Genomic DNA, 22,307 nt, shown 5'->3' on the forward strand with positions numbered 1-22,307 from the left:
CCGGTGACCGAACCGAGTGGGATGGGCAGTTCGCCCCGTTATAAGGGGAGTGGAATTTGTCACCAGCATGGTTTGCAGCCGAACCTGACGGATAGGGTGAGCGATCCGGTGCCCCGGCCGAACCAGAGGCCGGGCACCAGTAGCCGGATCGTTGACCCTGCGTCTTGGGGGAGGCGCGTCGCGAGGCACCGACGGAGGATTCGAGCAACCGTGGATGCGCAAAGCCGTGGCCGGGCCGACGAGATCGACCCCGCAGACCAGTGGGTGCTCAACCCCCGCACCGGTCACTACGAACTGCGACTGGCCGACTCCGAAGCGCAGCAGCGGCCCAAAGTCTCAGCCCCCCGCAAAGCGACGGCGCCCTCGGCGCCCACCGCCCCCTCCCCTTCCCCCGCCGTGCCGAAGCCGCGGCGCGGCGACGCGCCGCCCCGTCGGCGCGGTGGCCGCTCCCGCAAGGGCGCAGGCGGCGGGCGCCGCAAGAAGGCGCTGATCATCACCGGTGGGACGCTGGCGTTCCTGCTGGTCGGCGGTTCCGTGGCGGCGTACCTCTACTACGAGCACCTGAACGGCAACCTCAGCGTCACCGACGTGGCGGGAGCGGGCACCGGCGGTTTCAAGAAGGACCAGCCCATCAACATCCTGGTCATCGGAACCGACAAGCGCACCGGTGCGGGCAACGAGAGCTACGGGGACAAGGACAGCGTCGGCCATGCCGACACCACGATCCTGTTCCACGTCTCGAAGGACCGGACGAACGCGACCGCGCTGTCCATCCCCCGCGACCTGATCACCAACATCCCGGCCTGCCCGACGAAGCAGCCGGACGGATCGACGAAGACGATTCCCCCCACCAAGGGCACCCGCTTCAACACCAGCCTGGGCCAGGAGGGCCGCGACGCGGGCTGCACCATGCGAACGGTCAAGGAACTCACCGGCATCGAGGTCGACCACTTCATGATGGCCGACTTCAACGCCGTCAAGACGCTGAGCACGGCGGTCGGCGGAGTACCGGTGTGCCTGGCCAAGCCCGTCGACGACGAGGAAGGCTCCCACCTCAAGCTGGACGCCGGCGAACACCGGTTGGAGGGCGAACAGGCCCTCGCCTTCGTCCGCACCCGGCACGGCTTCGGCAACAACAGCGACCTCGACCGGATCAGGATCCAGCAGCAGTTCCTGGGTTCGATGATGCGCGAGATGAAGTCGAAGGAAACGCTGACCAGCCCCAAGAAGTTCCTCTCCCTGGCGGAGGCCGCCACCAAGTCGCTGGGGGTGGACTCGGGAATCGGGTCCATCGGCAAACTCACCGATCTGGCAGGTGAGTTGAAGAGCATCGACACGAAGAACATCACCTTCACCACCCTCCCGGTGCTCGACAACCCGGCCGAACCGGAGGGCAAGAAGGCGACCGTCGTCGTCGACAAGACCCTGGCCGAACCGCTGCTGCAGATGATCCGGGGGGACGTCTCGCTCACGGAGGTCGAGAAGAAGGAGCAGGCCGCGAAGGAGTCGGCCGACGCGGACGCGAAGGCCAAGCAGGACGCGCTGCTCCAGGGCAACAAGGCACCCGCGGCGGACGTACGGGTGGACGTGTACAACGGCGGCGGCCCCTCGGGCTCCGCCTCCACCACCCTGAAGTGGCTGCAGATCACCAAGGGCGTGTCCAAGGCCGGCAACCTCGGCAACGCGCCCGCGAAGGTCGGGGCCACGCAGCTGGAGTACGCGCCCAACCAGGCCGACCAGGCCCGGGCGCTGGCGGAGATGATGGGGCTGTCGGCCTCGGCGATGAAGATGGGGACGGCCGACGCCGCGGCGAAGACGCCGATGAAGCTGACGCTGGGCCCTGACTTCCAGCAGCCGGGCACCCCGCTGGCGCCGCCCGTTCCGCAGGAGTTGCCCAAGGACGTCCAGCAGGCCCAGGCCGACAAGGCCGTCTGCGCCAAATAACGGGCCGTAGCAGGCAATACCGGCACCATGCCGGGTCATCAGGACCTTTTAGGGGGAGTACGCGTGAGGCAGAGCAGCGTGCGGGGGGAGGGGGCGACCGCCCGCGCCGCCGACGACACGTCCGGGGACATATCCGGCGGTGGTACGGGCGCGACCGGCTCGGTACCCCCACCGCGGGGCGGATCCCGCGCCGCCGGCCGGACGGCGGGCGGCGGCCCGAGCAGGCGGGGCCGTCGACGCGTGCTGCGCTGGGTGGCCTCCGTACTGTCCCTGCTCATACTCGGAACGGCGGCGGCCGGTTACCTGTACTACCGCCATCTCAACGGCAGCATCAAGACGGACCCGCTGAACCTGGGCGAGACCAAACTGGGCGGTTCCAAGCCCAACGCCTTCGGGCAGACCCCGCTGAACATCCTTCTCATCGGCTCCGACGCGCGCAACGACGCGGCGAACCAGGCCCTCGGCGGGGCGACCGACACCTTCGACGGACCGCCGCTGGCGGACGTACAGATGCTGCTGCACCTGTCCGCGGACCGCAGCAACATGTCCGTGGTGTCGATGCCCCGCGACACGATGCTGATGATGCCCAAGTGCACCGAGCCGAACGGCAAGGTGCACCCCGCCAGCAAGGGGCTCGTCCAGACGAACGAGTCGCTCCAGCGCGGCGGACCGGGTTGCACGGTCGCCGCCTGGACCGAGCTGACGAAGATTCCCATCGACCACTTCATGATGATCGACTTCAAGGGCGTGGTCTCGATGGCGGACGCCATCGGCGGCGTCCCCGTCTGCGTCGAGCAGAACGTCCACTCCCGCACCCGCGACGGCAAGGGCTCCGGCCTGAAGCTGGCGAAGGGCACGACCGTCATCCAGGGCGAGCAGGCCCTGCAGTGGCTGCGCACCCGCTACGGGTTCGAGGACGGCACGGACATCGGCCGGACCCACGCCCAGCACCAGTACATGAACTCGATGGCCCGCGAGTTCCGCAAGAACGCCAAGCTCACCAACCCGGTCAAGCTCAACAGCCTGGCGCAGGCGGCCATCGAGGCCATGGTCGTGGACCCCGGCCTGAACAAGATCGACAAGCTGTACGACCTCAGCATGGAGCTCAAGAAGGTTCCCCCGGGGCGGATCACCATGACCACCATGCCGTGGGTCTACAGCACGAAGCCCGGCATGGACGGACGGGTCGAGCCCATGGCGGGCGAGGCCGAGTCCGTCTTCCGGATGGTCCGCGAGGACATCGCGCTCGACGGCAAGGGATCGGGAACGCCCGGCGACGCCGCCTCCCCCGGGGCGGCCGCCTCCGCGACCGCGACTCCCCCGGCCGCCCCGACCACGGCTCCCGCGTCGGCTCCTTCGAAGATCGCGGTCTCGGTCCGCAACGCCACCGGCGGCAAGGACGGCGCCCAGGCCAAGGCCAAGGGCCGGGCGAGCGAGGTCGCCACGCTGCTGACCGGCAAGGGCTTCACCAAGGCCACCGCCGACGTCCAGACCGGGGCCGAGGACACCACGGTGATCCGCTTCGCCTCTGACGGGCAGGCGGCCGACGCCGCCGCCGTGGCCACCGCGCTCGGTCTGCCGGCCTCCTCCGTGCAGAAGTCCGACGAGGTACCGGGGATCACGCTGTTCGTCGGCAAGGACTGGCGGACCGGCGACGCACCGACCCCGCCGCCGCCCGCCCCCACCAAGGCCCCGGACTCCGCCCACGCGCTCAACGGCGACAACGACCAGGCCTGCATGCCGGTACAGCCGGGCTTCACCTGGTAGGCGCGTACGCGAAAGGGGCCCGGCGCGGCGGCTGTGATCAACACAGCCGCCGCGCCGGGCCCCTTCGTACGTCTCAGACCTGCGAGGGGTTCTGGTGCACGGCCGGGCGGCGGCTCGCGATCAGCTTGTTCGCGAGCGAGCGCGGGCTCGTCAGGAAGCCGTAGCCCCAGCACAGGTGCATCGTGGCCAGGGCGACCGGGATCTGCGCCCGGGCCTTGAGGGAGAGGCCCTTGCCCGCCGGGACGGAGCCCGCGGCGATCGCCGCGAGGTAGCCGGCCGGGACGGCGAAGCCCAGCGGGCTCACGGTCGCGCCCACGACCACGCCGGCCGCGATCGCGCAGACCAGGGTCGGCGGGGCCAGGTAGCGCAGGTTGATGGAGCCCTCGTGGTAGCGGGCCACCACGTGCCGCCACCGGCCGTAGTCCTTGTACTGCTTGGCCAGGGCCCGTACGGAACGCCGCGGGCGGTACTGGACCTTCAGCTCCGGGGAGAACCAGATCAGGCCGCCGGCCTCACGGATGCGGAAGTTCAGCTCCCAGTCCTGGGCGCGGATGAACTCCTCGTTGTAGCCGCCCTGCTGCTCCAGCGCCTCGCGGCGGAAGACACCGAGGTAGACGGTCTCGGCCGGTCCCGCCTGGCCGCCGGTGTGGAAGGGCGCGTTGCCGACGCCGATCTTGGACGTCATCGCGGCGGCGACGGCGTCTTCCCAGGCGTTCTGGCCCTCGGCGTGCATGATGCCGCCGACGTTCTGCGCACCGGTCTCCTCCAGGAGGCGGACGGCGGTGGCGATGTAGTTCGGCGAGAGCATGCCGTGGCCGTCGACGCGTACCACGATCGGGTGACGCGAAGCCTTGATGGCGGCGTTGAGCGCCGCCGGGGTCCGGCCGGTGGGGTTCGGGACGGTGTGGACTCGGGGATCCTCGGCGACGAGCTCGGCGGCGATCTCGTCGGTGCGGTCCGTGGAGGGCCCGAGCGCGATCACCACCTCCATCTCGCCCGCGTACTCCTGTTCCAGGATGTGGCGGACGGAGTCGCGGAGGTAGTGCTCCTCGTCGAGCACCGGCATGATCACCGAGACTGCGGGCTGCTGGGCGGGCATGTGGTCCTTCAAGGTCGGGTATCGGTGTCACGTTACCGCTTACGGGGGAACCGGGTGCGCGCCGAGCGAGCGGTACGGACAGATGCTGATCGTATGGGCCTACTGTTCTGGCGAATCAGACCGATCTGGCCCGTCCGTCGACCGGGGTTCCTGCTGATCCCCGCGGAGGTGTCCACCGTGCCCCAGCCGCACCGTCCCGCCCGTCCCGCCAGGCGGCCCCGGCCGCAGCCGCAGCGCGGCGGTGCGGGCGGCGGTCCGGCCCGGCACCGGGGCGACAGACCCCGGTGGGGGGTGCGGATCGCGGCCGGGCTGTCGCTGGTGGTGCTGGGCTCCGGGGCCGTCGGGCACGCCGTGATGACCGGGCTGGACACCGGGATCGAGCGGGTGGACCCGTTCAAGGACATGAAGAACCGCCCGCAGGCCGGGCACGGCCTGAACTTCCTGCTCGTGGGCACCGACGGCCGGGAGAAGGTCAGCCCCGAGGAGAAGCGCGAGTACCGCCTCGGCGGAGCGCCCTGCCACTGCACCGACACGATCATGCTGGTGCACCTGTCGGCGGACCGGAAACGGGCGAGCGTGATCAGCCTGCCCCGCGACAGCTACGCCGAGATCCCCGAGCACCAGGACCTGAACAGCGGCAAGCCCCACAAGGGGCACCCCGTGAAGCTGAACGCCGCGTACGCGGAGGGCGGGCCCAGCCTGACCGTGCGGACCGTCGAGAGCATGACACGGGTGAAGATCGACCACTACCTGGAGGTCGACTTCACCAGCTTCATGAAGACGGTCGACGCGGTCGGCGGCGTGGAGATCTGCACCTCCAAGACCATGCGTGACGCGAACACCGGCCTCGACCTGCTGCCCGGCACCCACCGGCTGACCGGCGGGCAGGCCCTGCAGTACGTACGCTCACGCCATGTCGACGGGGCCTCCGACCTCGGCCGGATGCAGCGCCAGCAGCGGTTCGTCGCCGCCCTGATCCAGCAGGCGACCGGTGGCGGGGTGCTGCTCAACCCGGTGAAGTTCAAACAGGTCAGCTCCACGCTGCTCGGCTCGGTCCGGGCCGACACGGGCTTCGGCTCGGAGCAGATGCTCGCGCTCGGGCAGGCCATGCGGGACTTCACCCCGTCCTCCTCGGAGTTCGCCTCCGTGCCCGTCGGCGACCCCTCGTACCCCGTCAAGGGCATCGGCTCCACGGTGAAGTGGGACGAGCCGAAGGCCGCGAAGCTGTTCGAGGCGCTGCGGCAGGACCGGCCGCTCGCCCCGGCCCGGCCCGGGAAGCCCGGCGGCCCGGAGGCGGTACCGGTGGACGTGCCCCCGGAGCAGATCCGGGTCCAGGTGGAGAACGGGACCCGGATCGACGGACTGGGCGGCCGGGTCGACGCGGCGCTGCGCGCCACCGGCTTCGACACCACGCGGGCGCCGGGCAACGGCGCCAGCCGCGACGTCAAGCGCACGGTGGTCTCCTACGACCCGCGCTGGGACCGCTCCGCCCGCTCGGTGGCGGCCGCACTGCCGGGCAGCGAGCTGCGGGCGGTGGCCGGCCAGGGGCGGACGGTGCTGGTGGTCGCGGGCTCGGACTACCGCAAGGTGGTGCCGGTGCGCGCGGAGGACCCGTACCAGGGCGGTGCCACCGGGGTGATCACGGGCAACGACGTGGTCTGCGGGCACTAGGTGCGGGGCACCCCGTGCAGCCCGGCGGCCGTCATTCGTCGAAGCCCTGGGCCGCCCGCTCCTCGCGCAGGGCCCTGATCGCCTTGCGGCGGGCGAGCCGGTGCGTGCGGCGGATCTGGGCCTCCTGGTAGCGCCGCTCGTCCTGTTCCGTCTCCGGGAGGACGGGCGGGACCGGGCGGGGCTTGCCGTCGGCGTCCACGGCCGCGAAGACGAGGTAGGCGCTGCCGACCTGGGTCGCGGGGGTGGACTCGTTCCACCGCTCCGCGAGGACCCGTACGCCGATCTCCATGGAGGACCGGCCGGTCCAGTTGCACTGGGCCTTCACGTGCACGAGGTCACCGACGCGTACGGGGGCGAGGAAGACCATCTCGTCCATGGACGCGGTGACCGCCGGGCCGCCGCAGTGGCGGCCGGCCACGGCGCCCGCCGCGTCGTCCACCAGCTTCATGATCACGCCACCGTGCACCGTGCCCAGGAGGTTGGTGTCGTTGGCGGTCATGATGTGGCTGAGGGTCGTACGGGAGGCCGCGGTCGGCTTCCCGGGCAGCTCGCCCGGTATCTGTGTCATACGGACACCTTAGATGCGTATCGGAGGCATCAGCTCTGCAACAGCCCCGGTACGGATCGCACCCCGGGCTGTCGGACGACGCGCCCGGGCAGGCATCCTAGGGCGCATGAATGACTGGCCAGAGGGGTGGAGCGGCGACCGCGACGAGCGTGGCCGCCGTGACGACGGGTACGGGCGCGGCAGCGCGCAGGCGCAGCCCGAGGGCGCGCAGCGGATGCGGCACGTCCAGCGGCAGCAGGCTGCGCGCCCGGCGGTCCCGCCGCCCGCCCGGCGGCCCGGAACGCCGCCGTCCGCAACCGGTGTGCCCTCGCAGCAGACCCAGAGCCCCGACACGTTCGGCGGCTACGACAGCGGCTACAACACGGGCCAGGTCTACGGCTCGCCCGCGGGGCCCGGCGGCGGCGCGCAGCCGCCGTCCGGGCCCGGCGGCCCCGGCGGCCCCGGGCGGGCGCCCGGCCCGGCGCCGGACTGGCGCAAGCGGATCAAGATCGGCTCGGTCGTGCTGGTCTCCGCACTGCTGGTGACCACCGTCTCCACCTACTTCTGGGCCGACTCCAAGGTGCGCCGCGAGGTGGACCTCTCCAAGGTCATCGAGCGCCCGAAGGAGGGCGACTGCACGACGTACCTGATCGTGGGCTCCGACAGCCGCGAGGGCATGTCCGACGAGGAGAAGAAGAAGCTCCACACGGGCTCGGCCGAGGGCAAGCGGACCGACTCGATGATGATCCTCGCGAAGTGCTCCAGCGGGAACACGATGATCTCGCTGCCGCGCGACTCGGACGTGGAGATCCCGTCCTTCGTGGGCTCCGAGTCGGGCAAGAAGTTCCCGGCGCAGGGGCGGCGCGTGAAGCTGAACGCGGCGTACGCGGAGGACGGCCCCGAGCTGCTCGTGCGGACGGTGGAGTTCAACACCGGCCTGCGCATCGACCACTACGCGGAGATCGGCTTCGCCGGCTTCGCGAACATCGTGGACTCGCTCGGCGGGGTGGAGCTCGACATCGAGCAGGGCTTCAAGGACGAGAAGTCGGGCGCCGACTTCAAGGCGGGCAAGCAGACGCTGAACGGCGAGCAGTCCCTGGCCTTCGTCCGGACCCGGTACGCCTTCGCGGAGTCGGACCTCCAGCGGACGAAGAACCAGCAGAAGTTCCTGTCGGCGCTCGCCAACCAGGCGGCGACCCCGTCCACGATCCTCAACCCGTTCAAGCTCTACCCGCTGATGGGCGCGGGCCTGGACACGCTGATCGTGGACAAGGACATGGGCCTGTACGACATGGGCCAGATGTTCTTCGCGATGAAGGGCGTCAACGGCGGCGACGGCGTCTCGATGAACATGCCGATCTCCGGCCAGCGCGGCGGCAACCTCGTGTGGGACAAGGCGAAGGTGCAGCAGCTGGTGAAGCAGATCCAGAACGACGAGAAGGTCACCGTCCGCGGCAACTGACCGGGCCGGTCCGGGCGCCTGCCTCCAGGCGCCCGGGATCAGGCGCCCGGGCTCAGGCGCCTGGGCTCAGGCTCCTGGGATCAGGCGTCCGGCTCAGGCGTCCGGGGAGAAGCGGATGGCGGCGGCGGGCAGCTGCGCCCCGCACCACACCCGGGCGCCCGCGCGGAGTTCGTTGTCGGCTCCCACGACGGCGTCGTCACCGATGACGGCGCCGTCCAGCACGGTCCGCGCGCCCACCGAGGCGCGGGCACCGATCAGGCCGGCGGTCACCTGCGCGTCGGGGCCGATGAACGCGCCCTCCAGCACGATGGAGCCCTGGACGACCGCCCCCGCTTCGATCCGGGCGCCGGCGCCCACGACGGTGCCTCCCGACAGCTTGGCCCCGGCGTCCACCTGAGCGCCCGGCAGTACGAGGAACTCGCCGCGCCGTCCGGGGACGGCCGGGGAGGACACCACGCCGCGGACCAGGTCCGCGGAGGCCTGGACGATGGCCTCCGGCTTGCCGAGGTCCATCCAGTACGTGTTCTCGGTGACGCCGTGCAGCTTGGCCCCGGAGGCGAGCAGACCGGGGAAGGTCTCGCGCTCGACGGAGACCGGGCGGCCGGCCGGGATGGAGTCGATCACGCTGCGCCGGAAGACGTAGCAGCCGGCGTTGATCTGGTCGGTGATGATCTCCTCGGGGGTCTGCGGCTTCTCGGTGAAGGCCAGCACCCGCCCCTCGGAGTCGGTGGGGACCAGACCGAAGGCGCGCGGGTCGTCGACCTGCACCAGGTGCAGCGAGACGTCGGCGTCGGCCGTCTCGTGGGCCTCCACGAGGCCGGCGATGTCCAGGCCGGTGAGGATGTCGCCGTTGAAGACGAGGACGGAGGAGTCGGGGCCGCCCGTGAGCAGCTGCGCGGCGTTGCGGATGGCACCGCCGGTGCCGAGCGGCTCGTCCTCGACGACGTACTCCAGGTCGACGCCGAACTCGGATCCGTCGCCGAAGTAGGGCTCGAAGACCTCGGCGAGGTAGCAGGTGGCCATGACGATGTGCGTGACACCGGCGGCGGCGGCCCTGGCTATCTGGTGGGCGAGGAACGGGACGCCGGCCGTGGGGACCATGGGCTTGGGCGTGTTCACCGTCACGGGACGCAGCCGCGTCCCCTGTCCGCCGACCAGCAGGATCGCTTCCGTCATTGCGTTCTCCCCAACCGATTCCGGCGTACGAAGGTCCAAATTTAGCCCATCCGGGGGCGCCCGGAGGCCGGTGCCGGATGTGTCCACCGGCGCGCGCACGCCTACGGACGCCGCGCTCGATGTGTCATGAAATGAGTATTTCGTTCGCCCGGTCAGGGGGCGAACGGATTGGCATGGCCGGGCAGTTGCTGCCCGGGCCGCAGGAAGCTCTGCCTGCCGCGCTCGTCCCGTACCGGGACGAACCCGGCGTCCGTCAGCCGCCGGGCGATCCGCTGTCGGCGGATGTCGTTCAGCTTGAACGCGCCGGCCAGGAACGCCGCGAGCACGCCTCCGCCGGCCAGCGCGACCAGCGGCTTCCCGGACATGAGCAGGACGAGGGTCAGGACCACGCACATCCCGTAGCCGGCCAGCTTCCGGCCGCCGTCCGCGGCGTGGGAGGACAGGGCGTCGAACATGATCCGGTCCTTGACCCGGGCGACGTCGTCGACCGCCCCGGGGAGGGGCCGGAAGGACCCCTGCTGCATCCCGGGCACCGCGCCGCCGTTGCCCGCCTGCGGGTACGCGGCGATGGTGGCCGCCTCGCGGGCCCGGGCCACGGGGCGGGGGTCCCGGTACATCTCGACCAGGGCGAGCTGCTTCTTGTGCCCGGTCCTGTGCGTGCGCCCGTACTCGAAGCCGTAGTGCTCCGCCACGTGGGCCAGGGCCGCCATCCGCCCCAGGGCGGCCGAGGGGCCGATCTCGATGACGTCCTTGCGGGCAATCTGCCGCAAGAGCCCCGATATCTCGCGTTCCACGGACATCTTTCCCCGCCCCCACCCCACGCGCCGACGACTGGATCGGCGCACAGCCTAGCCCGCCGCCCCATGCGCGAACGTCCCCGGCGGGCTGCCGGGGGCGTTCGCGTCGATGCAGGTCAGACCATGGGTTACGGCAGGTTGCGGGCCATGACGATCCGCTGGACCTGGTTGGTGCCCTCGTAGATCTGGGTGATCTTGGCGTCGCGCATCATGCGCTCGACCGGGTAGTCACGGGTGTAGCCGTACCCGCCGAGGAGCTGGACGGCGTCCGTGGTGACCTCCATGGCGATGTCGGAGGCGAAGCACTTGGCCGCGGCGCCGAGGTACGTCAGGTCGGCGTCGCCGCGCTCGGAGGCGGCGGCGGCCTGGTAGGTCAGGGCGCGGGCGGCCGAGACCTTCATGGCCATGTCCGCGAGCATGAACTGCACGCCCTGGAAGTCGCCGATCGGCTTGCCGAACTGCTTGCGCTCCTGGACGTAGCCCTTGGCGTAGTCCAGGGCGCCCTGGGCGATGCCGAGCGCCTGGGCCGCGATCGTGATGCGGGTGTGGTCGAGGGTCTTCATCGCGGTGGCGAAGCCGGTGCCCTCGGCGCCGATCATGCGGTCGGCGGGGATCCGGACGTTGTCGAGGTAGACCTCGCGGGTCGGGGAGCCCTTGATGCCGAGCTTCTTCTCCGGGGCGCCGAAGGAGACGCCCTCGTCGCCCTTCTCGACGACGAAGGCGGAGATGCCCTTGGAGCGCTTCTCCGGGTCGGTGACGGCCATGACCGTGTAGTACTCGGAGACGCCCGCGTTGGTGATCCAGCGCTTGACGCCGTTGAGGACCCAGAAGTCCCCGTCGCGCACGGCGCGCGTCTTCATGCCGGCGGCGTCGGAGCCGGCGTCCGGCTCGGAGAGCGCGTACGAGAACATCGCGTCGCCCTTGGCCAGGGGACCGAGGTACTTGGCCTTGAGCTCCTCGGAGCCGGAGAGGATCACCGGGAGGGAGCCGAGCTTGTTGACGGCCGGGATCAGGGAGGAGGAGGCGCAGACGCGGGCCACTTCCTCGATCACGATCACGGTCGCGAGGGCGTCGGCGCCCGCACCGCCGTAGGTCTCGGGCACGTGGACGGCGTGCAGGTCACTGGCGACCAGGGCGTCCAGGGCCTCCTGCGGGAAGCGGGACTCCTCGTCGACCGCGGCGGCGAACGGGAGGATCTTCGCCTCGGCGAGCGAGCGGACCGACTCGCGGAGCATGTCGTGCTCCTCGGCCGGGCGGTACAGGTCGAAGTCGGCAGAACCCGCCAAGATCTCTCACTCCCCAAGGGTGATGCGTGATGCTAACTACCGTTAAGTAACCCAAGCTTAGTCGCCCGGTCACGGATGGCGATATGGACGGCCGACGTGAGTTGCGTGACAGCAGTGGTGCTCCTGGGGAACGTCCCCGCGGGTGGGCCCGACTATGCTCAGTGGCCGCAATCGGCCCCGCACCTCTGGAGCACCCATGGCCCCCCTCAGGATCACTGTGATCGGCACCGGATACCTCGGCGCGACCCACGCCGCGGCGATGGCGGAGCTGGGCTTCGAGGTGCTGGGGCTGGACGTGGTGCCGGAGAAGATCGAGATGCTGGCGGCGGGCCGGGTGCCGATGTACGAGCCCGGGCTGGAGGAGCTGCTCGCCTCGCACGTGGCCGGGCTGCCGGGTTCGACGGGGCGGCTGCGGTTCACGACCTCCTGGGAGGAGGTCGGGGAGTTCGGCGACGTCCACTTCGTGTGCGTGAACACTCCGCAGAAGCACGGCGAGTACGCCTGCGACATGTCCTACGTCGACGCGGCGATGGCCTCGCTGGCCCCGCACCTGACGCGGCCGGTCCTCGTGGTCGGCAAGTCGACGGTGCCGGTGGGGTCGGCGGAGCGGCTGGCGGCGAAGCTCGTGTCGCTCGCTCCGGCGGGCGCGGACGTGGAGCTGGCCTGGAACCCGGAGTTCCTGCGCGAGGGCTTCGCGGTGCAGGACACCCTGCACCCCGACCGGATCGTGATCGGCGTGCAGGGCGAGCGCGCGGAGAAGCTGCTGCGTGAGGTGTACGAGACGCCGATGTCGGAGGGAACCCCGCTGGTGGTCACCGACTTCCCGACCGCCGAGCTGGTCAAGACCGCCGCCAATTCCTTCCTCGCCACCAAGATCTCGTTCATCAACGCGATGGCGGAGGTGTGCGAAGCCGCCGGCGGTGACGTGGTGAAGCTGGCGGAGGCCATCGGCTACGACGAGCGGATCGGCGCGAAGTTCCTGCGGGCCGGGATCGGCTTCGGCGGCGGCTGCCTGCCCAAGGACATCCGGGCCTTCATGGCGCGCGCCGGTGAGCTCGGCGCCGACCAGGCGCTGACCTTCCTGCGCGAGGTCGACTCCATCAACATGCGGCGCCGCGGGCACATGGTCGAGCTGGCCCGGGAAGCGGTGGGCGGGTCCTTCCTCGGCAAGCGGGTCGCGGTCCTGGGTGCGACCTTCAAGCCGGACTCGGACGACGTCCGCGACTCCCCCGCGCTGAACGTGGCCGGGCAGATCCACCTCCAGGGCGGCCAGGTCACCGTCTACGACCCCAAGGGCATGGACAACGCCCGGCGCGTCTTCCCCACCCTGGGGTACGCGGACTCCGCGCTGGAGGCGGCGCGGGGTGCGGAGGTGGTCCTGCACCTGACCGAGTGGCGCGAGTTCCGCGACCTGGACCCGGCGGAGCTGGGCCGCGTCGTCACCGACCCGCTGATCCTGGACGGCCGCAACGCCCTCGATCCCGAGCTCTGGCGCGCGGCGGGCTGGACGTACCGGGCGATGGGCCGCCCCCGCGCGTAGCGCCGGGCCGCCGGGCCGCGGCCCCGGACCCCGCCCCGCCCCGCCGAAGCCCGGGGGGGCCGGTCAGGGCCGGGGCGCACGAGGGCCCGTCGAGAGGCGCGTCATGAAGGGCCGCGCCGGTGTTGGGCGGCGCGGGAGGTGAATTCCGCGTCGCGGAGGACCCGTTGGGCGTTGCCCCAGGTCAGCAGGGCCAGGTCGGCCTCCGGCCAGCCTCGGTCCAGGAGTTCCGCGATCAGGCGGGGGTAGCCCGAGGGGTCGGTCAGGCCGGTCGGGCGGGAGGCGCCCTGTTCGGTGCCGAAGGCGGCGCCGAGGCCGACACCGTGGGGGCCTGCGACCGCGCGGACGTGGTCGACGTGGTCCGCCACCGCGTGCAGGGAGTCCCCGGTCCGCGTGGCGTCGAAGGTGACCATCGCCAGGCCGTTCGCCTCCCGCAGCGCGAGCAGGACCTCGTCCGTGACGTTGCCCGGGTGCGGGTTCAGGGCCGCGGCGGCCGTGTTCGAGATGACCACCGGGGCCTTCGAGGCCGCCGCGATCTGACGGGCCGCAGTCGGCGCGCACCCGGTCAGGTCCAGCACGATCCCCAGCCGGTTGGCCTCCTGGACCACCTCGTGGCCGAAGGCCGTCAGGTCCTGCTGGGCCCAGGGCGCTCCGGCGGGCGCGAAGATCCGTACGCCCAGCGCGTGGAAGGCGTGCAGCGCGCCCAGGGAGTCGGTCAGGGTCCGGCCGGGCACCGGGCCGAGGAACGAGGCGATCCGGCCGCGGTTGCGGGCGTCGGCCATGTCGTCGGCGGTCAGCGCGAGGCAGAGGCTGTCCGGGTAGCGGCGGATCAGGGCCAGCGCCACGTCGATCTGTTCCAGGGTGTCGGAGACGACCTGGTCGGTCGGGGTCCCCGCCTCGTGCGGGGTCAGGAGCGACCAGAACTGCGCGCCGACTCCGCCGGCGCGCAGCCGGGGGATGTCGGTGTCGACTCCGCTGTCCCCCGGCTTGTCGATGTCGTGGTACGGGCTCTGGCGCAGCGTCCAGACGAGCGTGTTGCACCCGTCGGCGACGGGCTGCACCGACAGCAGCGCGGCGGCCCGTTCCAGGGCGCCGACCGCCGTTTCGCTCGGTGCGGGGAGGTCTTCTGCTCCGATGCCCACGGAGTGGGGTTCATCCTGCAGGTCGGCCATGGCGTTCGCTCCGGTCTCGGCGGCAGCAGGGAGAGGTGCTGCCACCGTGACATGCGGGAGGCCCGGGTCGCCCGGCAGATGTGGCATTCGGGTGTAACCCGCAGGTCAGCGGGTCACACCCGGTCGCCGTACCGCCCGGCTCCCGTTAGATCACCGCGTTGGACGGGCCCCGGGACGCCGAGAGGTCCCGCGCCACCGCCTCCGCGTCGCGCAGCGCCCGTACCGCGTTCGACCAGGTCAGCTTGGCCAGGTCGGCCTTCGACCAGCCGCGCGTCAGCAGCTCCGCGATCAGGTTCGGGTAGCCCGCCACGTCGTCCAGGCCGGACGGGGTGAAGGCCGTGCCGTCGTAGTCCCCGCCGATGCCGATGTGGTCGATCCCGGCCACCTCGCGCATGTGGTCCAGGTGGTCGGCGACCGTGGCGGCGGTGGCCACCGGGCGCGGGCGCCGCGCCTCGAAGGCCCGGTGCAGGGCCATCGCCTCGGGCGTGGTGTCCAGGTGGTGGAAGCCGTGCGCCCGCAGGTTCGCGTCCGCGGCCAGCGTCCACTCGACGGCCGCCGGGAGGATGAACTTCGGTACGAAGGTGGCCATAGCCACCCCGCCGTTGGCCGGGAGCCGCTCCAGCACGTCGTCCGGGATGTTGCGCGGGTGGTCGCACACCGCGCGCGCCGAGGAGTGCGAGAAGACCACGGGCGCGGCCGAGACGGCCAGTGCGTCGCGCATCGTCGTCGCCGCCACGTGCGAGAGGTCCACCAGCATGCCGACGCGGTTCATCTCGCGGACGACCTCGCGGCCGAAGTCGGTGAGGCCACCGTGCCGGGGCTCGTCGGTCGCCGAATCCGCCCAGTCGATGGTGTCGTTGTGCGTGAGCGTCATGTACCGCACGCCCAGCTGGTGCAGGGCCCGCAGGGTGGCGAGCGAGTTGTTGATGGAGTGGCCGCCCTCGGCGCCCATCAGCGAGGCGATCCGGCCGTCGGCGCGGGCCGCCTCCATGTCGTCCGCCGTCAGCGCCCGCACCAGGTCGCCCGGGTAACGGTCGATCAGCTGGTCCACCGCGTCCACCTGTTCCAGCGTGGCGCTGACCGCCTCGTCGCCGGTCAGTTCGGTGCTCACGTACACCGACCAGAACTGCGCGCCGACCCCGCCGGCCCGCAGCCGCGGGATGTCGGTGTGCAGGTACGCCGACTGGTCGCCGGCGATGTCCCGCTGGTCCAGGTCGTAGCGGACCTGCTTGCGCAGCGCCCAGGGGAGGTCGTTGTGGCCGTCCACGACGGGGTGCTCGGCCAGGAGCTCTCGCGCCTCGTCCAGGCGCTGCGCCGCGCTCACTTGCCGAATCCGAAGGACTCCGCGCCCGCGACCTTCGTACGCAGCCGCTTGCCCTTCTCGGTGGCCTGGTCGTTCAGCTCCTGCTGGAAGTCGCGCATCCGGGCCAGCAGCTCGGTGTCGTGCGCGGCCAGCATCCGTACGGCCAGCAGGCCCGCGTTGCGCGCCCCGGCGACCGAGACGGTGGCGACGGGAACGCCTGCGGGCATCTGGACGATCGACATCAGCGAGTCCATGCCGTCGAGGTACTTCAGCGGCACCGGCACGCCGATGACCGGCAGCGGGGTGACGGAGGCGAGCATGCCGGGCAGGTGGGCGGCGCCGCCGGCCCCCGCGATGATCGCCTTGAGGCCGCGGCCGGCGGCCTGCTCCCCGTACTCGATCATCTCGCGCGGCATCCGGTGGGCGGAGACGACATCGACCTCGTACGGGATCTCGAACTCGTCCAGGGCCTGGGCGGCGGCCTCCATGACCGGCCAGTCGGAGTCCGAGCCCATGACGATGCCGATGACGGGACCAGCGGCGGAAGTGCTCATTGCGTGACCGTTCCTCTGAGGTAGTCGGCAGCGTGGCGTGCGCGCTCCAGCACATCGTCCAGGTCGTCGCCGTAGGTGTTGACGTGGCCGACCTTGCGGCCGTGTTTCACGTCCTTGCCGTACATGTGGATCTTCACCTGCGGGTCGTGGGCCATGCAGTGCAGGTACGCCGCGTACATGTCGGGGTAGTCCCCGCCGAGCACGTTCGCCATGACCGTCCAGCGGGCACGCGGGCGCGGGTCGCCCAGCGGGAGGTCCAGGACGGCCCGCACGTGGTTGGCGAACTGCGAGGTGATGGCCCCGTCCTGGGTCCAGTGGCCGCTGTTGTGCGGGCGCATGGCCAGTTCGTTGACCAGGATCCGGCCGTCGGCGGTCTCGAACAGCTCCACGGCCAGGTGGCCGGTCACGTCGAGCTCCTTGGCGATGCGCAGGGCGAGCGCCTGGGCCTCGCCGGCCAGCTCCTCCGAGAGGTTCGGGGCGGGGGCGATCACCGTGTCGCAGACCCCGTCCACCTGGACGGACTCCACCACCGGGTAGGCCACCGCCTGGCCGTGCGGGGAGCGGACGATGTTGGCCGCGAGCTCGCGGACGTACTCGACCTTCTCCTCCGCCAGGACGGGGACGCCCGCCCTGAAGGGCGCCTCCGCGTCGTCGGGGGTGCGGACGAACCACACGCCCTTGCCGTCGTATCCGCCGCGCACCGTCTTGAGGATGATCGGGAAGCCGCCCACCTCGTCCGCGAAGGCCGCCACGTCCGCCGGATCGCGCACGATCCGGTGGCGGGGGCTCGGCGCGCCGATCTCGTCGAGCTTGGCGCGCATCACCCCCTTGTCCTGGGCGTGCACCAACGCGTGGGGCCCCGGGCGGACGGGGATGCCGTCCGCTTCCAGAGCCCTGAGGTGTTCGGTCGGTACGTGCTCGTGATCGAAGGTGATCACGTCGCAGCCGCGCGCGAAGGCGCGCAGCGTCTCCAGATCGCGATAGTCGCCGATGACGACGTCGCTCACGACCTGGGCCGCCGAGTCCTGTGGGGTGTCACTGAGGATCTTGAATCTGATGCCGAGGGGGATGCCCGCCTCGTGGGTCATGCGGGCGAGCTGTCCGCCGCCGACCATGCCGACTACCGGGAACGTCACTCCTCCAGGGTATCCGGCGGGATTCCGCCATATGGACGTGGCCTGGCGCGGACCTGTCGGTGAGGCCCCCGGTGTGCCGTGCGTCGCACGCTTCCCGAAGGCACAGACGGGCCACAGGGGGGACACTTACCATGTGGGGGTTGACGGAGATGACCGGACGCCCCGCGCGGGGCGGTGACCTACAGGGACTGACCATTCAGATGAGCACGCCGGGGAACGGATCGGTTCTCGAACGCGTACGCGGTCTCGTTCGGGAGGTCGCCAAGTTCGGGGCGGTCGGCGGTCTGGGTGTGCTGGTCAACCTGGGTGTCTTCAACCTGATCCGCAGCACGACCGACCTCCAGGTCGTGCGCGCGAGCGTGATAGCCACCATCGTCGCCATCGCCACGAACTACCTCGGCTTCCGCTACTTCGCGTACCGGGACCGCGCCCAGAGCGGCCGCACCCGCGAGCTGGCCCTGTTCGCCGCCTTCAGCGCGATCGGCCTGGTCATCGAGAACGGCGTGCTGTACGCGGCCACGTACGGCTTCGGCTGGGACAGTTCGGTCGCCAGCAACGTCTTCAAGTTCATCGGCATCGGCGCCGCCACCGTCTTCCGCTTCTGGTCGTACCGGACCTGGGTCTTCAAGGCCCTGCCCGTGGCCGTACCCGTGGCCGCAGCGGCATTCGAGCAGTCCGAGCCGATGCCCGATCCGGCGCCGCTGCCCCGGCCCGAGCCCGGCCCGGAGCCGATGCCCGATCCGCTGCCGGATCCGGTGCCCAGTCCGATCCCGGCGCCCGCGAACACCTAAGGGGTGTCTGACGGATCAGGGTCGGGCCGGACCCGGCCGGTCCCCTACCGGACGGTGGCCTGCTCCGGCTCCGTCCGCCGCGGCGCCGTACGGCTGAGGAAGAGCGCGAAGACCGGCGGCTGCGCCTGGAGCAGTTCGAGACGGCCGCCGTCCGCCTCCGCGAGGTCCCGGGCGACCGCCAGGCCGATCCCGGTGGAGTTGCGGCCGCTGATCGCCCGCTCGAAGATCCGGCTTCCCAGATCGGGCGGGACCCCCGGACCCTCGTCCGTGACCTCCAGCACCGCCTGGTTGCCGACCACCCGCGTGCGCAGCGCGACGGTGCCGCCGCCGTGCATCAGCGCGTTCTCCACCAGGGTCGCCACCACCTGCGAGACCGCTCCCGGAGTGCCGACGGCCCGTACGCCCTGCTTGCCGGAGCGCACGATGGCCCGGCCCGCGCTGCGGTAGGCGGGGCGCCACTCCTCCACCTGCTGTTTGACGACCTCGTCGAGGTCGAAGGGGACCGCCGAGCCGGTCCGCGGGTCCCGCGAGTTCGTCAGGAGGCGCTGCACGACGTCCGTGAGCCGCTCCACCTGGGTGAGGGCGATCGACGCCTCCTCCCGCACGGTCTCCAGGTCGTCGGTGACGGTGATCTCCTCCAGCCGCATCGACAGCGCCGTGAGCGGGGTGCGCAGCTGGTGGGAGGCGTCCGCGGCGAGGCGGCGTTCGGCGGTCAGCATCCGGCCGATCCGCTCGGCGCTGGAGTCGAGGACGTCGGCGACCCGGTCCAGCTCGGGCACCCCGTACCGCTTGTGCCGGGGCCGCGGGTCGCCCGACCCCAGCCGCTCCGCCGTCTCGGCCAGGTCGGTGAGCGGGGAGGCCAGCCGGTTCGCCTGCCGTACGGCGAGCAGTACGGCCGCCACCACGGCCAGCAGCGCCACGGCGCCGACCACGGCCAGGGTCCGCCCGACCTCCTTGGTCACGGTGGAGCGGGACTCCTCGACGGTCACGATCTCGCCCTGCTCGCCGCGCGCGGTGCCCCGGATGACGTCGTCGTCGATGCGGTCACCGACCTCCACGGCCGACTGCCCGGGGACGGTGATCCTGGCGTGGTGGCCGATGTCGAGCTGGTCGGCGAGCGCCTGGGGGTCGATGGGCTTCTTCTCCAGGACGTTCGCCTCGACGATGCCCACCAGGCGCAGCGCCTCGGACTCGATGCGGTCCTGGGCGCTGCTGGTGATGGTCCGGGTCTCGACGATGACCAGGGAGACCCCGAAGACGGCGATCACGACGAGCACCACGGCGAGCGTGGAGTTGATCAGGCGGCGGCGCATGGCTCAGTCAACGCTCAGCTCTTCTCGAAGCGGAAGCCGACGCCGCGGACGGTGGCGATGTAGCGGGGGTTGGCGGCGTCGTCGCCGAGCTTCTTGCGCAGCCAGGAGATGTGCATGTCGAGGGTCTTGGTGGAGGACCACCACGTGGTGTCCCAGACCTCGCGCATGAGCTGGTCGCGGGTGACGACCCGGCCCGCGTCGCGGACCAGGACCCGCAGCAGGTCGAATTCCTTCGCCGTGAGCTGGAGCTCCTCCTCCCCCATCCAGGCGCGGTGCGACTCGACGTCGATGCGCACGCCGTGGGTGGCGGGGGCCTGGGCGGTCTCGTTCGCGCCGCGCCGGAGCAGGGCCCGGACCCGGGCCAGCAGTTCGGCGAGCCGGAAGGGCTTGGTCACGTAGTCGTCGGCGCCGGCGTCCAGGCCCACGACCGTGTCGACCTCGTCCGCGCGGGCGGTGAGGACCAGGATCGGGAAGCCGTGGCCCTCGGCGCGCAGCCGGCGGGCGACCTCCAGGCCGTCCATGCCCGGCAGGCCCAGGTCCAGGACGACCAGGTCGACGCCTCCCTGCAGTCCGGCGTCCAGGGCCGTGGGGCCGTCCTCCCGGACCTCGACCTCGTACCCTTCCCGGCGCAGGGCGCGGGCCAGGGGTTCCGAGATGGATGCGTCGTCCTCGGCGAGCAGTACACGCGTCATGTGGGTGATGGTAGTCCGCAGCGGCTGCCCCGAGGGGCACGCCTGCGGGACCCTCCTGATCTGTGGTTATGAGCAAGTGGGCGCCTTCGAATATGGTTGATCGGTTCCCGGCTTGCCTGTGATCCATGTCTCAAGTCCTTCCATATGGCGCAGTGTCCTGTCGTATGGTGGCGAGACGCCTGATGCACCACTCCGGGGATCTTTGTGCCGAAAAGCGAGCCAAAGACCTCAAATCCTGCTCTGGTCGGTTTGTCCGACCCAGCTGGCAGTGAATGACCTGTGGGCCGGGCCTTGTCAGCGCGAAGGTGCGCGACAGGGCGTGGATCCCGGTTACGGCTGACCCTTCGCCTCCGATCCGTCGGAGGCGGGACCCCAGGGCGTGGGGCGGGTCACCCGCTGCCGGTGCCGGCCACCCCCCACCGGGCGTTGAACAGCTCACGAAGCGAAGCGCGTCCCGACCAAGCAAGGATCGACCATGGCTTCCAGCCTGACGAGGGACTCGGCGGATCCGTCCAACGAGAAGACCTTCTTCGGCCACCCCCGTGGCCTGGCCACGCTGTTCATGACCGAGATGTGGGAGCGTTTCTCCTACTACGGCATGCGCGCACTTCTCGTGTACTACCTGGTCTCGGGCGGCGCCGACGCAGCCACCGGCAGCCAGGGCGGCGGTCTGGCCATGACCGCGGCCACGACCACCGCGATCTACTCCGTGTACGTCTCCATGGTCTACCTGATGGCCATGCCGGGCGGATGGTTCGGAGACCGCGTCTGGGGCGCCCGCAAGACGGTCGCCATCGCCGGCTTCGTGATCATGGCTGGTCACCTCTCGCTGGCCGTCCCCGGCCAGGCGATGTTCTTCGTCGGTCTGATCCTCGTGGCGGCCGGTTCCGGTCTGCTGAAGGCCAACATCTCGACGATGGTCGGCCACCTGTACGACGGCCCGGAGGACCCGCGCCGCGACGGTGGCTTCACCCTCTTCTACATCGGCATCAACCTCGGCGCCTTCGTCGCCCCGCTCGTCGTCGGCACGGTCGGCAAGGAGCACAACTGGCACCTGGGCTTCGCCCTCGCCGCCCTCGGCATGGGCCTGGGTCTCACCCAGTTCCTGCTCGGCACCAAGCACCTGAGCCCGAAGAGCAGCGTGGTCCCGAACCCGCTGTCCCCGGAGGAGCGCAAGGCCGTCCTCACGAAGCTCGTCTTCGCGGTCCTGGGTATCGCCGTCTTCTACGGCGCCGTGGTCGCCCTGGGTGCCTACACGCTGAACTGGGCCCTGGTCCCGCTGACGCTGGCCGGCCTGTTCATCCCGATCGCCGTGCTGGTGCGCATCAAGCGCGACAAGGACCTGTCGGGCTCCGAGCAGTCGAAGATGACCGCGTACATCTGGTTCTTCATCGCGGCCGCCGTCTTCTGGATGATCTACGACCAGGGTGGCTCCACGCTGTCCCTGTTCGCGGACGACAAGACCGCCGGCACCATGTTCGGCTTCGACTTCTCGGCCACCTGGTACCAGTCGCTGAACCCGCTGTTCGTGATGGCCCTGGCCCCGGTCTTCGCCTGGCTGTGGCTGTGGCTGGCCCGCAAGAACCAGGAGCCGAACACCATCGTGAAGTTCGCGATGGGCCTGGTCCTGATCGGCGCCTCGTTCTTCGTCTTCATCGTCCCGATGGGCATGGCGACCGGCGACGTCAAGGTCTCCCCGATGTGGCTGGTCTCGATCTACATGATCCAGACCATCGGTGAGCTGTGCGTCTCCCCGGTCGGCCTCTCCGTCACCACGAAGATGGCCCCGCAGAAGTACGCCTCCCAGATGATGGGTGTCTGGTTCCTCGCGGTCACCGCCGGTGACTGCATCACCAGCCTCCTGTCCATCGGCGGGGTGGACCTCAACGGCACCTGGGTGATCGCCTTCCAGGCGCTCGCCGCGGTCCTGGCCGGCGTCGCGGTCTACGCGTACCGCAAGAAGGTCCAGACCCTCATGGGCGGCGTGCACTGACGCACCCCCCTGGCACGTGAGCGGCCCGGCACACCGAACGGTGTGCCGGGCCGCTCGCGTTTCCGGG

The 22,307-nt window shown here is 70.9% G+C and carries 18 protein-coding genes; 7 read left to right on the forward strand and 11 right to left on the reverse strand.

The window, feature by feature from the left end:
* Nucleotides 1-210: 210 nt before the first annotated feature.
* On the forward strand, nt 211-1,944 hold the full coding sequence (locus ACFYOB_RS14460) for an LCP family protein (RefSeq protein ID WP_388559592.1): 1,734 nt from the start codon (nt 211-213) through the stop codon (nt 1,942-1,944).
* Nucleotides 1,945-1,971: 27 nt separating this feature from the next.
* Nucleotides 1,972-3,711 carry an LCP family protein gene (locus ACFYOB_RS14465; RefSeq protein ID WP_388559595.1) on the forward strand — a complete coding sequence of 580 codons (1,740 nt, stop codon included), beginning with the start codon at nt 1,972-1,974 and terminating at the stop codon, nt 3,709-3,711.
* A 73-nt stretch (nt 3,712-3,784) separates the two neighbouring features.
* Here the strand turns inward: ACFYOB_RS14465 and ACFYOB_RS14470 are convergent, their stop codons facing one another.
* Complete coding sequence (locus ACFYOB_RS14470; protein WP_388559598.1) at nt 3,785-4,810, reverse strand: glycosyltransferase family 2 protein; 1,026 nt, start codon at nt 4,808-4,810, stop codon at nt 3,785-3,787.
* Between the two features lie 291 nt (nt 4,811-5,101).
* On the opposite strand from ACFYOB_RS14470, the gene ACFYOB_RS14475 reads away from it, so the two are divergent.
* Complete coding sequence (locus tag ACFYOB_RS14475) at nt 5,102-6,481, forward strand: LCP family protein (protein WP_388560211.1); 1,380 nt, start codon at nt 5,102-5,104, stop codon at nt 6,479-6,481.
* Between the two features lie 31 nt (nt 6,482-6,512).
* Here the strand turns inward: ACFYOB_RS14475 and ACFYOB_RS14480 are convergent, their stop codons facing one another.
* Nucleotides 6,513-7,049 carry an acyl-CoA thioesterase gene (locus ACFYOB_RS14480; RefSeq protein WP_388559601.1) on the reverse strand — a complete coding sequence of 179 codons (537 nt, stop codon included), beginning with the start codon at nt 7,047-7,049 and terminating at the stop codon, nt 6,513-6,515.
* Nucleotides 7,050-7,155: 106 nt separating this feature from the next.
* Here ACFYOB_RS14480 and ACFYOB_RS14485 point away from each other — a divergent pair, with 106 nt between their 5' ends.
* Nucleotides 7,156-8,490 carry an LCP family protein gene (locus ACFYOB_RS14485; protein ID WP_388559604.1) on the forward strand — a complete coding sequence of 445 codons (1,335 nt, stop codon included), beginning with the start codon at nt 7,156-7,158 and terminating at the stop codon, nt 8,488-8,490.
* A 93-nt stretch (nt 8,491-8,583) separates the two neighbouring features.
* Here ACFYOB_RS14485 and ACFYOB_RS14490 read toward each other — a convergent pair whose 3' ends face one another.
* From ACFYOB_RS14490 to ACFYOB_RS14500, 3 genes are all read right to left on the reverse strand, one after another.
* The gene (locus tag ACFYOB_RS14490) at nt 8,584-9,666 is read right to left on the reverse strand and encodes a sugar phosphate nucleotidyltransferase (RefSeq protein ID WP_388559606.1); all 1,083 of its coding nucleotides are present in this window, start codon (nt 9,664-9,666) and stop codon (nt 8,584-8,586) included.
* A 152-nt stretch (nt 9,667-9,818) separates the two neighbouring features.
* Nucleotides 9,819-10,460 carry a hypothetical protein gene (locus ACFYOB_RS14495; RefSeq protein WP_388559609.1) on the reverse strand — a complete coding sequence of 214 codons (642 nt, stop codon included), beginning with the start codon at nt 10,458-10,460 and terminating at the stop codon, nt 9,819-9,821.
* Nucleotides 10,461-10,591: 131 nt separating this feature from the next.
* Entirely contained in the window at nt 10,592-11,749 is a 1,158-nt protein-coding gene (locus ACFYOB_RS14500) for an acyl-CoA dehydrogenase family protein (RefSeq protein ID WP_328926023.1), read from the reverse strand.
* A gap of 196 nt (nt 11,750-11,945) precedes the next feature.
* On the opposite strand from ACFYOB_RS14500, the gene ACFYOB_RS14505 reads away from it, so the two are divergent.
* Nucleotides 11,946-13,289: a UDP-glucose dehydrogenase family protein gene (locus ACFYOB_RS14505; RefSeq protein WP_388559611.1), complete on the forward strand. Its 1,344-nt coding sequence runs from the start codon at nt 11,946-11,948 to the stop codon at nt 13,287-13,289.
* 101 nt (nt 13,290-13,390) lie between these two features.
* Here the strand turns inward: ACFYOB_RS14505 and ACFYOB_RS14510 are convergent, their stop codons facing one another.
* The 4 genes from ACFYOB_RS14510 to ACFYOB_RS14525 all read right to left on the reverse strand — a co-directional run bounded on the left by ACFYOB_RS14510 (nt 13,391) and on the right by ACFYOB_RS14525 (nt 17,451).
* Nucleotides 13,391-14,458: a membrane dipeptidase gene (locus tag ACFYOB_RS14510; protein WP_388559613.1), complete on the reverse strand. Its 1,068-nt coding sequence runs from the start codon at nt 14,456-14,458 to the stop codon at nt 13,391-13,393.
* A gap of 145 nt (nt 14,459-14,603) precedes the next feature.
* The gene (locus ACFYOB_RS14515) at nt 14,604-15,782 is read right to left on the reverse strand and encodes a dipeptidase (RefSeq protein ID WP_388559615.1); all 1,179 of its coding nucleotides are present in this window, start codon (nt 15,780-15,782) and stop codon (nt 14,604-14,606) included.
* Nucleotides 15,779-16,315, reverse strand: coding sequence for a 5-(carboxyamino)imidazole ribonucleotide mutase (purE, locus tag ACFYOB_RS14520; RefSeq protein ID WP_388559618.1), 537 nt, complete (start codon nt 16,313-16,315; stop codon nt 15,779-15,781). The genes ACFYOB_RS14515 and purE overlap by 4 nt, the downstream gene beginning before the upstream one ends.
* Entirely contained in the window at nt 16,312-17,451 is a 1,140-nt protein-coding gene (locus ACFYOB_RS14525; RefSeq protein ID WP_388559621.1) for a 5-(carboxyamino)imidazole ribonucleotide synthase, read from the reverse strand. The genes purE and ACFYOB_RS14525 overlap by 4 nt, the downstream gene beginning before the upstream one ends.
* Before the next feature lie 200 nt (nt 17,452-17,651).
* On the opposite strand from ACFYOB_RS14525, the gene ACFYOB_RS14530 reads away from it, so the two are divergent.
* A complete protein-coding gene (locus tag ACFYOB_RS14530) occupies nt 17,652-18,242 on the forward strand; it encodes a GtrA family protein (protein ID WP_388559624.1) in 591 nt (196 codons plus the stop codon).
* Nucleotides 18,243-18,286: 44 nt separating this feature from the next.
* Here the strand turns inward: ACFYOB_RS14530 and ACFYOB_RS14535 are convergent, their stop codons facing one another.
* Together ACFYOB_RS14535 and ACFYOB_RS14540 are read right to left on the reverse strand one after the other, a co-directional pair.
* Nucleotides 18,287-19,555, reverse strand: coding sequence for an ATP-binding protein (locus tag ACFYOB_RS14535; protein ID WP_388559629.1), 1,269 nt, complete (start codon nt 19,553-19,555; stop codon nt 18,287-18,289).
* A 14-nt stretch (nt 19,556-19,569) separates the two neighbouring features.
* Entirely contained in the window at nt 19,570-20,247 is a 678-nt protein-coding gene (locus tag ACFYOB_RS14540; RefSeq protein ID WP_214933356.1) for a response regulator transcription factor, read from the reverse strand.
* 475 nt (nt 20,248-20,722) lie between these two features.
* Here ACFYOB_RS14540 and ACFYOB_RS14545 point away from each other — a divergent pair, with 475 nt between their 5' ends.
* Nucleotides 20,723-22,240 (forward strand): peptide MFS transporter, encoded by a 1,518-nt coding sequence (locus tag ACFYOB_RS14545; protein WP_388559633.1) that lies wholly within the window; start codon nt 20,723-20,725, stop codon nt 22,238-22,240.
* The last annotated feature ends 67 nt before the right edge of the window (nt 22,241-22,307 follow it).

The organism is Streptomyces sp. NPDC006463, assembly GCF_042870715.1.
Classification (GTDB): Bacteria; Actinomycetota; Actinomycetes; order Streptomycetales; family Streptomycetaceae; genus Streptomyces.